At 54.7% G+C, this 13,645-nt stretch carries 6 protein-coding genes and 5 pseudogenes; 3 read left to right on the top strand and 8 right to left on the bottom strand.

Features of this window, described 5'->3' with window-relative positions; genetic code table 11:
* Window positions 1-328 precede the first annotated feature (328 nt).
* Both BZ163_RS12310 and BZ163_RS12305 read left to right on the top strand, forming a co-directional pair.
* Window positions 329-1,696 carry a cache domain-containing protein gene (locus BZ163_RS12310; protein ID WP_128871130.1) on the top strand — a complete coding sequence of 456 codons (1,368 nt, stop codon included), beginning with the start codon at window positions 329-331 and terminating at the stop codon, window positions 1,694-1,696.
* A 31-nt stretch (window positions 1,697-1,727) separates the two neighbouring features.
* The gene (locus BZ163_RS12305; RefSeq protein WP_128871129.1) at window positions 1,728-2,360 is read left to right on the top strand and encodes a response regulator transcription factor; all 633 of its coding nucleotides are present in this window, start codon (window positions 1,728-1,730) and stop codon (window positions 2,358-2,360) included.
* A gap of 346 nt (window positions 2,361-2,706) precedes the next feature.
* Here BZ163_RS12305 and BZ163_RS36370 read toward each other — a convergent pair.
* The 3 genes and pseudogenes from BZ163_RS36370 to BZ163_RS12285 form a co-directional block, all read right to left on the bottom strand.
* Window positions 2,707-2,912 (bottom strand): annotated as a pseudogene (locus tag BZ163_RS36370) (RHS repeat protein); the annotation flags it as partial.
* Window positions 2,913-3,023: 111 nt separating this feature from the next.
* On the bottom strand, window positions 3,024-3,707 hold the full coding sequence (locus BZ163_RS12295; RefSeq protein ID WP_128871128.1) for a hypothetical protein: 684 nt from the start codon (window positions 3,705-3,707) through the stop codon (window positions 3,024-3,026).
* A gap of 524 nt (window positions 3,708-4,231) precedes the next feature.
* Window positions 4,232-5,659, bottom strand: a pseudogene (locus BZ163_RS12285) (RHS domain-containing protein); the annotation flags it as partial.
* Window positions 5,660-5,678: 19 nt separating this feature from the next.
* Here BZ163_RS12285 and BZ163_RS12280 point away from each other — a divergent pair.
* A pseudogene (locus tag BZ163_RS12280) lies at window positions 5,679-5,845 on the top strand (IS256 family transposase); the annotation flags it as partial.
* Between the two features lie 413 nt (window positions 5,846-6,258).
* Here the strand turns inward: BZ163_RS12280 and BZ163_RS12275 are convergent.
* From BZ163_RS12275 to BZ163_RS12260, 5 genes and pseudogenes are all read right to left on the bottom strand, one after another.
* Complete coding sequence (locus tag BZ163_RS12275) at window positions 6,259-6,744, bottom strand: SMI1/KNR4 family protein (protein WP_128871127.1); 486 nt, start codon at window positions 6,742-6,744, stop codon at window positions 6,259-6,261.
* A gap of 15 nt (window positions 6,745-6,759) precedes the next feature.
* Window positions 6,760-6,984, bottom strand: a pseudogene (locus BZ163_RS36365) (HNH endonuclease); the annotation flags it as partial.
* A gap of 177 nt (window positions 6,985-7,161) precedes the next feature.
* Window positions 7,162-8,781: pseudogene (locus tag BZ163_RS12270) on the bottom strand (RHS repeat-associated core domain-containing protein); the annotation flags it as partial.
* A 213-nt stretch (window positions 8,782-8,994) separates the two neighbouring features.
* Window positions 8,995-9,414: an NTF2 fold immunity protein gene (locus tag BZ163_RS12265; RefSeq protein ID WP_128871125.1), complete on the bottom strand. Its 420-nt coding sequence runs from the start codon at window positions 9,412-9,414 to the stop codon at window positions 8,995-8,997.
* A gap of 8 nt (window positions 9,415-9,422) precedes the next feature.
* Window positions 9,423-13,643 carry an RHS repeat-associated core domain-containing protein gene (locus BZ163_RS12260; RefSeq protein WP_128871124.1) on the bottom strand — a complete coding sequence of 1,407 codons (4,221 nt, stop codon included), beginning with the start codon at window positions 13,641-13,643 and terminating at the stop codon, window positions 9,423-9,425.
* Between the last annotated feature and the right edge of the window lie 2 nt (window positions 13,644-13,645).

Genomic DNA, 13,645 nt, shown 5'->3' with positions numbered 1-13,645 from the left:
GGAGCTGGCTTGCCAGCGAAAGCGGTGTGTCAGTCGCCATTGATATTGAATGTGCCGCCGCCTTCGCTGGCAAGCCAGCTCCTACAGGGGGTTTGCATTCAACCGACAGATCCCGGCAGCAGGTCATTCCGTCCACCACCGCTACTGGACCCGCACTCCTTGGCATATGATGCCCGCCCAGGAACTGTAGGAGCGAGCTTGCTCGCGATGGACTTCAGAACACCGCGTATACCCGGTAAACACGCGTTTTCGTTGACGACCATCGCGAGCAAGCTCGGTCCTACAGTATTAGCGTCATCGCCCGCCTTCGGCGCGGTCAGGAGCCCAGATGCAGCTCAAACACAAAATCGTCGCGCTCGGTATCCTGCCGCTGGTCCTGGCGATCGCCGTCATCTGCGCCCTGGTCATCTCCCTGAACCGCCAACTGGGCGATCAACAGGCGCAACTGATCGAAGACAGCATCCTGGCCAGCAAGCGCGCCGAACTGAAAAACTACGTCGAAATGGCGCAGAGCCTGATCGAGCCGCTGTACGACGACGGCCATGGCGACGCCCGGGCCCAGCAGCAAGTGCTGGAAGAGCTGCGCAAGCTCAGCTTCGGCGTCAACGGCTATTTCTTCGTCTACGACCGCGAAGGTCGCAGCCTGATGCACGCGCGCCAGTCCGATCTGGTCGGCAAGGACTTGTGGGACATGAAAGACCCCCACGGCCTGCCGGTGATCCAGGCGCTGCTCAACAGTGCGCAATCGGGCGAAGGCTTCCAGCGCTACGCCTGGAACAAACCCTCCTCCGGCCAGGTCACCGACAAGCTCGCCTACGTAGTCATGCTCGATCGCTGGGGCTGGATGCTCGGCACCGGCATCTACCTGGAAGACGTCGAACGCGCCACCCAGCAAGCCCGCGACGAAGTGGCCATGGGCATCCGCAAGACCATGCTGGCCATTGCCGCCGTGGCCCTGGTGGCGGTGCTGTTGGTGTTCGCCAGCGGCATGACCCTCAACGTCAGCGAGCACCGACTGGCCGACAAGAAACTGCAGCGCCTGACCCAGCGCATCGTCAGCCTGCAGGAAGAAGAGCGATCCCGGGTGTCCCGTGAACTGCACGACGGCATCAGCCAGGTCCTGGTCTCCATCAAGTTCCAGTTCGAACTGGCCAGCCATGTGCTGGAGAATGGCCAGGGTGCCGACAAGGGCGTGGGTATTTTAAGAGAAGCCACGCAACGCCTGGGGGATGCGATCGGCGAAGTTCGCAGCCTGTCCCACGACCTGCGCTCATCCTTGCTCGACACCCTGGGCCTGCCGGCGGCGATCGGCCAGCTCGCCGCCGAATTCGAGCTGCGCAGCGGCCTGGTGGTGACCTACGACGACAACGAATTCGCCTGCGACCTGGTCGACGGCGCCGCGGTCTCGCTGTTTCGCATCGTCCAGGAAGGCCTGACCAACATCGAACGCCACGCCCGGGCCCGCAACGTATCCATTACCCTGCACGGCTCGGAAGACGGCGTGCGACTGACGGTGGTCGATGACGGTATCGGCTTCAACGTCGCCCAGGTCGAACGTCGCCACGCCGGCATCGGCCTGCGTAATATCCGCGAACGCGTCGAACATTTTGGCGGCCAGTTCGCCCTGACCTCGACGCCGGGAAGAAGCGAACTGGACGTCCTGCTACCGATGCAAATGCCCGGCACCCAACGCTGAGTCGTGCCCACAACAAGAGTGAATGCCTGCAATGAACCTGCCCTACCCGATCCGCGTCGCCCTGGTCGACGATCACTCCCTGGTCCGCGACGGGATCAAGGCGCTGCTGGCGGTGATGGCGCCCCTGGAAGTGGTGGGCGAAGCCGAGAACGGCGCGGACGCGATCGAAATGGTCGGCCGCTGCCGGCCGGACCTGCTGCTGGTCGACATCAGCCTCAAGGACATGAACGGGCTGGAACTGACGCGGGTGCTGCGCAGCCAGTACCCGGCGCTCAAAGTGCTGATGCTGAGCATGTACGACAATAATGAATACGTGAGCGAGTCCGTGCGCGCCGGGGCCAGCGGCTACGTGCTGAAGAACTCGCCGTCCCGGGAAATCATCGCGGCAATCGAAGCCATCGCCAGCGGCGGTACCTTCTACAGCGCCGAAATCGCCCAGCGGCTGATTGCCGACAAAAGCGCCGACAACGAACTGACGCCCCGTGAGAGCCAGGTGTTGTACAAAATGGTCCAAGGGCTGAACAACAAGGAAATGGCCCGGGAACTGGACATCAGCGTGCGCACCGTGGAAACCCATCGCCTGAGCATCCGGCGCAAACTCAACATTGATAAACCGGCGGCGCTGGTGAAGTACGCGATCGATCATGGAATCATTTCGCGCTAGAAGATCTCGCCGCAAAATCCGGATCGACGCACAAAAACTTGTAGGAGCGGGCTTGCCCGCGAAGCCGGCGGGAAGCCTAACGATGATCTCTCGGCCGCTATCGCCAGCAAGCCGGCTCTTATGGAACAAAGTTTATCTCATTGATTTTTTAGATAAATTATTTGCCGATTTAGCGGCATGTTCTCTGCGCGAAAGCGCAGCCTCTTCGCAGGCTGGGTGGCCTCCCACAGGGCAATGCGTCTGGCCACTATGTTGTGATCGACATAACTCCCTGTGGGAGCGGGCTTGCCCGCGAAGGCGGCACCAGTCAAAACCAATGTTGACTATGAAATTGCTTTCGCGAGCAAGCCCGCTCCGTACATTCACTAGCCGGGTTCTTATTCCCGGTGTGCGTCAACACCTGGCCGAGGGCGTTGTAGGTGAAGGATTCGGCGCTGCCGTCCGGTTGCTGGAGCGCAGCACTTCGCCGTCGGGTTTGCGTTCCAGGGTGGTGGTCTGGTTCAGGGCGTCGGTGACGGCGATCAGGTGGTGGCGGTCGTTGTAGAAATAATAATTTCGAGGTAAGAAGTCTTAATATTTTTCCAGCACCGTGTTTTTTTAAAACTACAACTTCAGTCCGCCACCAAACCTAGTCAATTGTTACCGGCGGCACAACGAACAAAACTAAGCATACATACTGTCGTTAAAGTCAGAATTTTCAAGAAAGATAGACATCCAAGTATCCATAACAGCCCACATATCTATATTTTTATCTGGAAACTCTGGTTTTTCATGCCACCAAATATAAGCCTCATTAGCCGATAATTTCAGCTCAAGAGCTAAATAGTCACCAGCACCGCTTGAAAAAAAGCCCACTAAGCTAGGTAAGCCAGGAATAGTCTCATCACAGAGATCCTCTATAAAGACAAAGTCTTCTGTGCGCGAAGGCCCCATTGTGCAACCGATGTAAAAACCAAAACCGTCGTGCAAATTACAATAAAACCGCTTCAAATCGCCATTCAAATAGGCAAGTTTACCACTCCAGATGCTATCTTCAATCGGAACGCCGCCGATATAAAAGTTAAGCTCATCATCCTCACAATAAACATACAACAAATAAGGCTTATCACTAACAGCCAAAAAGGTTCCCAAAACACATTTATCTAACCAAGAGGTTACCCACGGTAAGTGATCTGCAAATAAACCCCACGCATCGGGAATACGAGAATGTTTGCCATCTACAAAGCCAAAATTTTTCCAAACAACAGGAAAATTAATGTTTTTCGGAACACTCTCAGGAGAAAAATATATATTGTAATCTTCAAGTTCTGCAGCGATTCTTTTTTTAAGATCATCAATATTTTTCATTTAATGCATCCCATTAATAACCTGACAACAAATTGGTAATATGCTGCTGGATCTCAGGTTCCAGCTTGGCAGCTTTGTCAATCATACTAGATCTAAATGCCGGATCAACATCAATCCCACCTTTTTTGTAACTCACCCACTCGCTATTGGATTTAGCCCCCTTTGATGTATTCGCCACCTCATTTAACCCTTGGAAATTTTTTCATAGTTTAGAACCTTAACCTGGCCAGCAAAGGTTAGCTTAGAAAAACCACTCATCTCGATTATTTGCCTTCATTGGCACGATATCATCCGCGTGCGAAATTTAGTCACCTACAAACCTGGGAGGGCTGGATCCTTCATTGGAAGAACTACATCTTTATTTACTGCTTTTCGTATTGTTGCGCTGGGAGTCTTAGCTCTTAGATTTTTATAAAGCTCAGGAGATACTCGTCAGTCTTCGCAGAAAAAATTAGTTTTCTAACAATCTTCACAGCGTCGTCAAGTCACCAGCGTCGCATATCTACTCAACTCATCACAAACTTGTCCAAATGAACAAACCGCCCAACCTCCGGATCATAATACCGAAACATATTGTAGTGCAGCCCCGTCTCGTCGTCGAAATACTGCCCCTGAAACCGCAGGTTCTGCTCAACCTCGTTCACCGCCAGCGTTTCGATGGACCCCCACGCCTTGTACGTCGCCTGCCAGACAATCCGCCCCTCTCGGTCTGTCATCTCCAGCGGCGTACCAATCTGGTCGGTGTGGAAGTAGTAAAGCTTCTGCTCTTCCCCTTCGCTTTGATCAACGCGGGCCAGCGGCGCATAGCTGCCGGGCTCGTAGATGTACAGGTTGCTCTGCCCCGGCTGTTCTTCGCGCAGCATCCTCAGGCCTTGCCAGAGGAAGTTCTTGTGTTCGGTTTTGCCGCCTTTTACTGAGGTTTTACCTACCCGTCGGCCGAGGCTGTCATAGCGATACGTGCCGATACTTTCAAGCTTGCTATTGACCAGCGTCTCCGCTTTGACGAGGCGGTTTTCGCAGTCGTAGCTGAAGGTCTGTAGCGTGGTCAGACCGATGCGTTTCTCGATCAGATTGCCCCACGGGTCGTAGCTGTATTCCTGATCCCGCCACTGCTTGATCCGGTTGTCTTTGACGTGATCAAACTGACTGGTGTTGAAGTTCAGCCGGTTCGCCGCCGCGTCGTACCTGAACTCCTCACTGTCCACCAGCTTGCCCGTGTCACGGCTATGCAGTTGGCCATTGGCTTCGTAACCGTATTTGATCTCGCCGCGCAGTTTGTCCAGCGTGCGGATCAGTTCACCTGCCGGGTCGTATTGGTAACGGCGGTGGATCGGGTTGTAAGCGTGCTCCACCAGCAATTGTGGCGTTTCGCTGCCCAGCACGTGCGACAGCTTGTCAGCCGGAAGCGTTGAGGCAAACTGCCACGACTTGCGGCCCATGGCGTCATAGCCGAAGCAACTGGTAAGTGTGCCTTGTGTGCGATAGACCTCGCGGTGCAGGTCATCGCGTTCCATGTCGCTGATCAGCTGGCCGTCGAGGTTGAGCTGGTGCAGGTGGCCGCTGCCGTAGTACAGGTGGTTCAGGTGCTGGCCGGTGGGCAGGGTCAGCGTGGTCAGGTTGCTCAGTGGATCGTAGTCGTAGGACAGAGTGCCTTGCGGTGTGGTCTCCTTGATCAGGCGGCCCAGCGGGTCGTAGGAAAAATCGAGTTTTTCTGCGCTGACGCCGAGTTTTTTGCCGTTGGCGGTGGGCAGGCGCTCGATGGTGAGCAAGCGGTCTGCGTCGTCGTAGGTGTAGTCCTGGCGAGCGTCGGCGTTGAGCTTGCCCAGCAGTCGGCCGATTGGGTCGCGTTCGAATTCGGTATGCCGTTGTGGTCGTTCGCCGCGCTCGCCGTAGCCGATTTCATCCACCCGCGTCAGGTGCCCGCCGAGGTTGTAGCTGAACCGGCGGGTCAGTTCGCCGGCAGGATCGTATTTACGCAAGATCATCAAAACCAGAGGCCACTTCCCGGCCGACGATACCGCAACGAAACTGATCTGGCTGGCACTGCAAAACATCACTGCCAACTGGGTAGCGCAGCGCACGACTGGAGGATAGCAATGAATCAATTTGCAATTCTTTATGGAGATCGATTTACAAGGTTGAACTGGCTAAAGCGCTTGAACACCAACCCAGTGGTTCAACCCAACTCGTCGAGTTTGTCGCATAGCCATAGAGATTAAACCCACCTAGCAACCCAATCGGATCCAGTCGTAGGCAGCACCTGGAAAGCCCAAGGATCAGCCCACAAGATAAAAAATAGTAGGCAGCTGAGACAAGTTTGGCAGCCGCTCTGCAGCATGAGTTATTAAAGAGCTTAAAGCATGCATAGAAATCGCTGAAATTTATGCGATAGCGCTAATAATCCCGCAAACCTTATAAAATCACCAATCCGAGACAAGGCACTTATTACCTCACCATGACCATTTTCGGTTAACATATAGAATCATCTCGCACATTTTTAAAAACTCAATAGCCTCCCAAAAATAACGTTAGCGTCGCGACCGTCACAAAACTACAGACCAGACTCATACTCCAGTCCCTCAATAAAACCTTCGAAAGATGTCGCGATTATTTTTTGTGCAGCAACTTGATTCGCAGCCATGCTTACATCGGAACGAAAAGTATCAACCGCGTAAAACATGACGGCACCACTCAACAAATCCAAACAAAAGAAATTACCTCCATCATCGACCGCAAACGGAAGTAGCGTATGAGGAATTACTTGGCGCTCACACATAAGCTTGTAGCACCCACCAATGAACTGTGTGTCATCCGGATTTCCCGCCCCATCCGAATATACATTTTTAAAGTCAGCAACCTGCATCGGATCGTAACCATCGTCCGTGATAACCCAACTGCGATTAGGAACACCACCATTACTTACAAAGTAAAGAGCTTTAAATGAATTCGGCAAACTAAAGCCAATATCTTTTTCAAGCCGAGAAATATCTGCAGACTTCAACTGCATACCAGAATGCATCAGAGAAAAATCTTTCATAGAACCACCAATTTTTTAACAAGTTGAACTTGATGTGCTTGGGGCACGCCCCTTTAGCCAGCCTTTAGATTGTGAAATCCCTACTGCATCTTTGCCCCCATAAGCCCCAGATTGTAGACCAAAATGCTTTTCAAATTGAGCTACTGATCCGGTGTGAGGCAGAGAGGCCTCATGCGCAGACCTTGTGACTAGCTGCATAGTTGTTTTTCCTGTAGCTGGATCAAAATCGTCAAGGTGATGCCAAGTGAATTTCCCCTGCGCTTTCACGTCAGCCTCTTTCAACCCTGCCTGTCTATATGCTTCTGTAAAATCTCGTCCTCGAGATCCTTGCATTTGAATAGACACAATGTTTTTTTGATTTCCTGATACCGGAAATAACTCTTTTGAACCCTCAAAGTTAACGCTCTTGAAAGCTAAACCCCAAGGATCAATCCAACTGGTGGAGTTAGGAGCATATTGATATAGATTATCCCCTCCCAACAACCCAATCGGATCCTGCGTAACAAACCGCCCCACCCCCGGATCGTAATACCGAAACGTATTGTAGTGCAGCCCCGTCTCGTCGTCGAAGTACTGCCCCTGAAACCTCAGATTCTGCTCAACCTCGTTCACCGCCAGCGCTTCGATGGAACCCCACGCCTTGTACGTCGCCTGCCAGACAATCCGCCCCTCACGGTCCGTCATCTCCAGCGGCGTACCAATCTGGTCGGTATGGAAGTAATAGAGCTGTTGTTCCCCACCCTCAACCTGATCCACCCGCGCCAACGGCGCATAACTGCCCGGCTCGTAGAGGTACAGACTGCTCTGCCCCGGCGTTTCCTCGCGCAAAAGGCGCAGGCCTTGCCACAAAAAGTGCTTCTGCTCGGTGACGCCGTTGACCGCTGACACCTTGGCCACCCGCCGTCCCAGGCTGTCATAACGATAGGCACCGCTGCTTTCCAGCTTGCCATTCACCAAGGTCTCGGCCTTGACCAGCCGATTTTCGCCGTCATAACTGAACGTTTGCAGCCGGCTCAACCCGCTGCGTTTTTCAACCAGGTTACCCCACGCATCGTAGGTATATTCCTGATCTCGCCACTGCTTGATCCGGTTGTCCTTGACGTGATCAAACTGACTGGTGTTGAAGTTCAGCCGGTTCGCCGCCGCGTCGTAGCGGAATTCTTCGCTGTCCACCAGCTTGCCGGTGTCACGGCTGCGCAGTTGACCATTGGCTTCATAGTCGTACTTGATCTCACCCCGCAGCTTGTCGAGGGTGCGGGTCAGTTCGCCGGCGGGATCGTATTGGTGACGGCGGTGGATCGGGTTATAGGCGTGTTCTACCAATAGTTCAGGCTGGATGCCCGGGTTAAGAATCTGCGAGAGTTTTTCTGCCGGCAACGTCGAGGCGAATTGCCAGGCCTTGCGGCCCATCGCGTCATAGCCAAAACAACTGGTGAGCGTGCCTTGAGTGCGCAGCACTTCGCGGTGCAGGTCGTCGCGCTCCATGTCGCTGATGAGCTGGCCGTCGAGGTTGAGTTGATGCAGGTGGCCGCTGCCGTAGTACAGGTGGTTCAGGTGCTGGCCGGTGGGCAGGGTCAGCGTGGTCAGGTTGCTCAGCGGATCGTAGTCGTAGGACAGAGTGCCTTGCGGCGTGCTCTCCTTGATCAGGCGCCTGAGCAGGTCGTAGGCAAAATCGAGTTTCTCTTCGCTGACGCCGAGTTTCTTGCCGTTGGCGGTGGGCAGGCGCTCGATGGTGAGCAAGCGGTCTGCGTCGTCGTAGGTGTAGTCCTGGCGGGCGTCGGCGTTGAGTTTGGCCAGCAGGCGGCCAATCGCATCGCGCTCAAATTCGGTATGACGCTGTGGCCGTTCGCCGCGCTCGCCGTAACCGATTTCATCCACCCGCGTCAGGTGCCCACCCAGGTTGTAGCTGAACCGGCGGGTCAGGTTGTCGATGCGTTGTTCTTCGATCAACCGATCCGAGGCATCGTAGGCAAAGCGGTAGGCGGCGTTGTTTTCGTTGACCAGTGCGGTCAGGCGAAAGGCCTTGTCGTACTCGTAGCTGAATATGGGCTACGTTGCATAGAGAACTTAGGTGATCAGGAGATGACTGAGACAATGTTGGCAGCATCTCCCTTTATTCAGGCTGTTAAAGATCAACTACTATTTAAAAAACCTCAACCCGGACCAGGAAAATTCAATAGAAACCCAACCTAAAACAACAGAAAAACAACGAAATATTTAGATCGGTCTTATCCAGCAGAGCAGCCACAGCTAAAGAACTGAAGCCTGCCACTTACCAGATCTGTATGTGTCCTTTTTTTTAATTCTCCAAAGATTAGAATCCTTTACCAGCGTAAATCTAAAAACCGCCTCAAGCCCAACAGCCTGCGTTACTATGAAAGAAGCTGAGCTTTCTTTTTGTTGAAGCTCTTCAATGCTATCTCGCTCCGGGTCGTACATTGTAGGATCTCCGCAACCTGGATCATATAATCGGTCCCAACTTTTTCCGTTCTGTATAGAATATTTGCGTAAAAGCACTTCAAGTATTTTTTTATACTTCTCATTGCACTCCGACGTTGGCTGCGCGCTATCGACCAAGGACATCTTTTCTTCGAAAAAACCCTGCTCCCACGACTTCATTTCGGCGAAAAACTCTTCAAGCAGCGCGCGAGGTGTAGTTATTCCACTCATAAGCCCTCCTAGTTAGGGAAAATATTAAACAATACACGCTTACCCATTTGGGAGACCTCGTAAACTATCTCGTCCGGCCGAGTTAAAGACGTATTATAAACAAACTTAATATCTACATCGACAGGCCCTTTCGTGCGAACGAAATTCGCGACATCCTTTTCAAAATCTCTGAACAGCCCTCTATTAATACCTGGCAATTGTGGGAATACGCCGCCTTTCCCGCCGGAACCACCAAGAAGCTTACCTACGATATGACCCGCATCGTCATCAGCTTCACCAAGGCCGCGTGCCCACAACCTTGAGGATTTGTTGGTCGCGGTCCCAGTCCCTAAATCCTTTGCAGTGATAGTGGCGGTTGCTCGCAAAGGTTGGCCCGCGACCCCTCTCGTAACATTTGTAGTGATACACCAGCCAAGTGGATCTATCCACCCATTGGTATTCGGAGCGTAGGCATAAAGATTTTCCCCACCCAACAACCCAATCGGATCCTGCGTAATAAACCGTCCAACCTGCGGATCGTAATACCGAAAAGTATTGTAGTGCAGCCCCGTTTCGTCGTCGAAGTACTGCCCCTGAAACCTCAGATTCTGCTCAACCTCGTTCACCGCCAGCGTTTCGATGGAGCCCCACGCCTTGTACGTCGCTTGCCAGACAATACTTCCGTCAGCGTCGGTCATTTCCAACGGCGTGCCGATCTGGTCGGTATGAAAGTAGTAAAGCCTCTGCTCTTCCCCTTCGCTTTGATCAACGCGGGCCAACGGCGCATAACTGCCCGGCTCGTAGATGTACAGGCTGCTCTGCCCTGGCTGTTCTTCGCGCAGCATCCTCAGGCCTTGCCAGAGAAAGTTTTTGTGCTGGGTTTTGCCGTCGACTGTTGAGGTTTTACCTACCCGTCGGCCCAGGCTGTCGTAGCGATACGTGCCAACACTTTCAAGCTTGCTGTTAACCAGCGTCTCCGCTTTAACAAGGCGGTTTTCACAGTCGTAGCTGAAGGTCTGCAGCGTGGTCAGGCCGATGCGCTTCTCGATCAGATTGCCCCACGGGTCGTAGCTGTATTCCTGATCGCGCCACTGCTTGATGCGGTTGTCTTTGACGTGATCGAACTGACTGGTGCTGAAGTTCAAACGATTGGCCGCGGCGTCGTAGCGGAATTCTTCGCTGTCGACGAGCTGGCCGGTGTCGCGGCTGTGCAACTGGCCGTTGGCTTCGTATTCGTATTTGATTTCGCCGCGCAGTTTGTCGAGGGTGCGGGTCAGTTCGCCGGCCGGGTCGTATTGGTAGCGGCGGTGGATCGGGTTGTAGGCGTGCTCCACCAGCAGACTGGTGTTGATGCCGGGGTTGTGCACCTGCGAAAGCTTTTCTGCCGGTAGCGTCGAGGCGAACTGCCAGGCCTTGCGCCCCATGGCGTCATAGCCGAAGCAACTGGTGAGTTTGCCTTGGGTGCGTAACACCTCGCGGTGCAGGTCATCGCGTTCCATGTCGCTGATGAGCTGGCCGTCGAGGTTGAGTTGGTGCAGGTGGCCGCTGCCGTAGTACAGGTGATTCAGGTGCTGCCCGGTAGGCAACGTCAGCGTGGTCAAGTTGCTGAGCGGATCGTATTCGTAGGCCAGGGCGCCTTGTGGCGTCGTCTCTTTGATCAGGCGACCCAGGATGTCGTATTCGAAGTTCAGTGTTTCTCCGATGACGCCAAGAGTCTTGCCGATTGCACTCGGCAGGCGCTGAATGCTGAGCAGTCGGTCTGCCTCGTCGTAGGCGTAATCCTGACGGGCGTCGCTGTTGACCTTGGCCAGCAAGCGGCCGATGGTGTCGCGCTCAAACTCCGTCGTGCGCTGTGGCCGTTCGGCCCGTTCGCTGTAGCCGGTTTCCTCAACCTGAGTCAGATGCCCACCCACGTTGAAGGCGAAACGTCGGGTCAGGTTGTCGATGCGTTGTTCTTCGATCAACCGATCCGAGGCATCGTAGGCAAAGCGGTAGGCGGCGTTGTTTTCGTTGACCAACGCGGTCAGGCGGATGGCCTTGTCGTACTCGTAGCTGATCCGCTGGCCCTTGGCGTCCTGACGGCTGGCGGGCAGGCCTCGCGCGGTTCTCAACAGCCGCGTGGTCTGGCCTTTGCCGTCGGTGTGCGTCAGCACCTGGCCAAGGGCGTTGTAGGTAAAAGTCTCAGCCGTGCCGTCCGGATAGTCGATGCGCAGCACTTCGCCTTCGGGTTTGCGTTGCAGCGTGGTGGTCTGTTTCAGGGCATCGGTGACGGCCTCCAGATGATGGCGCTCGTCGTAGCGGTAATACGTGCTTTTGCCCGAGCAGTCCTGAAAGCGCTCGACCTGGGCCAGGGTGTTCCACCACAGGTATTTCGACTTTTGCGTGGCATCGATGATGGTGTGCGGCAGGCCGTCGTCGCTGTTGAGGTATTCGGTGGTATGTCCCAGTGCGTCAACCTCGGCAATTAGATTACCTTTGTTGTCGTACTGCGCTTTCCACTTACTACCGTCCGGGTATTCGACCTGCTTGACCAGCGTGGTCAGGTGATGATGCTGGTACCGGGTCTTCCGCCCGAGCGGGTCGGTCTCCTCCACCAGCCGAGAGTATTGGTCATATTTGAGCGTGATCACATTGCCGTCAGGCAACGTCAGCCCTGTCATGTTGCCGCTGGTATCTAGATCAATCCGGTAGCGCTCGCCGCCAAAGTCGGTACTGGCCACCACCCGAAAAAAGGCGTCGTAGTGCACCTCGGACTCACGCCCCAGCACGTCGGTCACCCACGTGGTGCGGGCGTTGAAGTCGTAGCGGAAATGGAAGTGCTCGCCATCGCTGGTCCAGTGTTCGACCACACGCGGCTGACCGTCGATGGTTTGCCAGCGATAGTTACAGCTCAGGCCCAAGGCATTGCTGTGGCGACTCATGACGCCATCGCTGTAGGCGAAACTGCGCACAGAATCGCCGTTACGATTGACCACTTCGATCAGTTGGCCGAATTCGTCGTAACGGTACTGCACCAATGTTTCCACGGCGACGTTGGCAACGATGCGCTTGACCTCGCTTAGACGACCTAGCGCAGGTTCGTAATGCAGGTGGACGCGCTGCTCGCCGGTGGCGGTAATATCAGTCAGCGTGCCGTCAACGGTGCGGGTGAAATGCAGGTAATGACCGAGGGCGTTTTCGATGCGTTGCAGCGGGACGTTGATGTTGTCGTCCGGCACTTCGCCGAAGTAGAAGAAGATGTTGTCGAGGGTTTGCAGAAGGTAGTGGCCACCTTCGGTACGCACCAGATACACCTGCTCGTGAGGATTATAAATTCGCTCGCCGGGTTCCAGCGTCACAAACGGCACACTGCGGCCCTGGTTATCCGTGAGGTAGAGAAAATCCCCACGCCGACGCAGGCTTTGCTCCCACGGCAGTACCCAGCCGCGGCCGAGTACGCTGTCGACAGTCAGGTCGCTGGCGTAGAAACGAGACCACTCGATGGGCATCAGGCCAGGTAAGGCAAAGTCGACTTCATCAATAAGGAGTTTGCGGCCCTTAGTGGTATCGACAGGGTTACCGTACAAACCACCCAAGACTTTGTCAGCAACGGGCGCGACTCCGAAGCGAATGATTGCATCGCCCGCAATCACGCCGCTCATGAATTGCAACGCGCAACGGGCAGAGCCAATCAGGCCCTTCTGAAGTCCCATTTTGTAGATATTGACGAGAGCCCGTGCGCCCCCGGCGACAGCCATCAGGATATCAACGGTATATCGCAGCCAGGCCGGAACTTCGTCATCGACCGGCAAGTAGGCATAGGTACCACCACCAATAATGACGTTATCGGAGCCAGATGCGATCTTTGCTCCACAGGTCAGCTTGTCGCCTTTACGTGCGGCACCAAACCCGTTGATGAACACATTGGCCGAGCCTTCAGCGACCTGAACGGTAGGTGAGTGTTTCTCACAGGCAGCAATGCTGCCATCAGCGTAAGCGGCGGCGCGGCTATTGATGAAGACGTTGGGCGATGCAGTTTCGATCTGCCCCGCTGGCGAGCTAAAGGCTTTGCCAAGTTTCTCCCCTAGCATGACGATACCTCCCCCCAGCAGGCCGGCAGCCATACCCAGCAGGAAACCGCCCACGCCGCACGTTGCAAAAGTAATTGCCACATACGCTACCAGAGCGATACCAACCACCGCCCCTAGCAGGAAGCCAGCCAAAGCGCTGGTGTGCTCAACTCCATCGTATAGCCGCGCCGCCTCGAACATGG

Origin of the sequence: Pseudomonas sp. VI4.1, from assembly GCF_002029345.1 — a bacterium.
GTDB lineage: Bacteria > Pseudomonadota > Gammaproteobacteria > Pseudomonadales > Pseudomonadaceae > Aquipseudomonas.
This window is presented reverse-complemented; position numbering and strand designations above follow the sequence as displayed.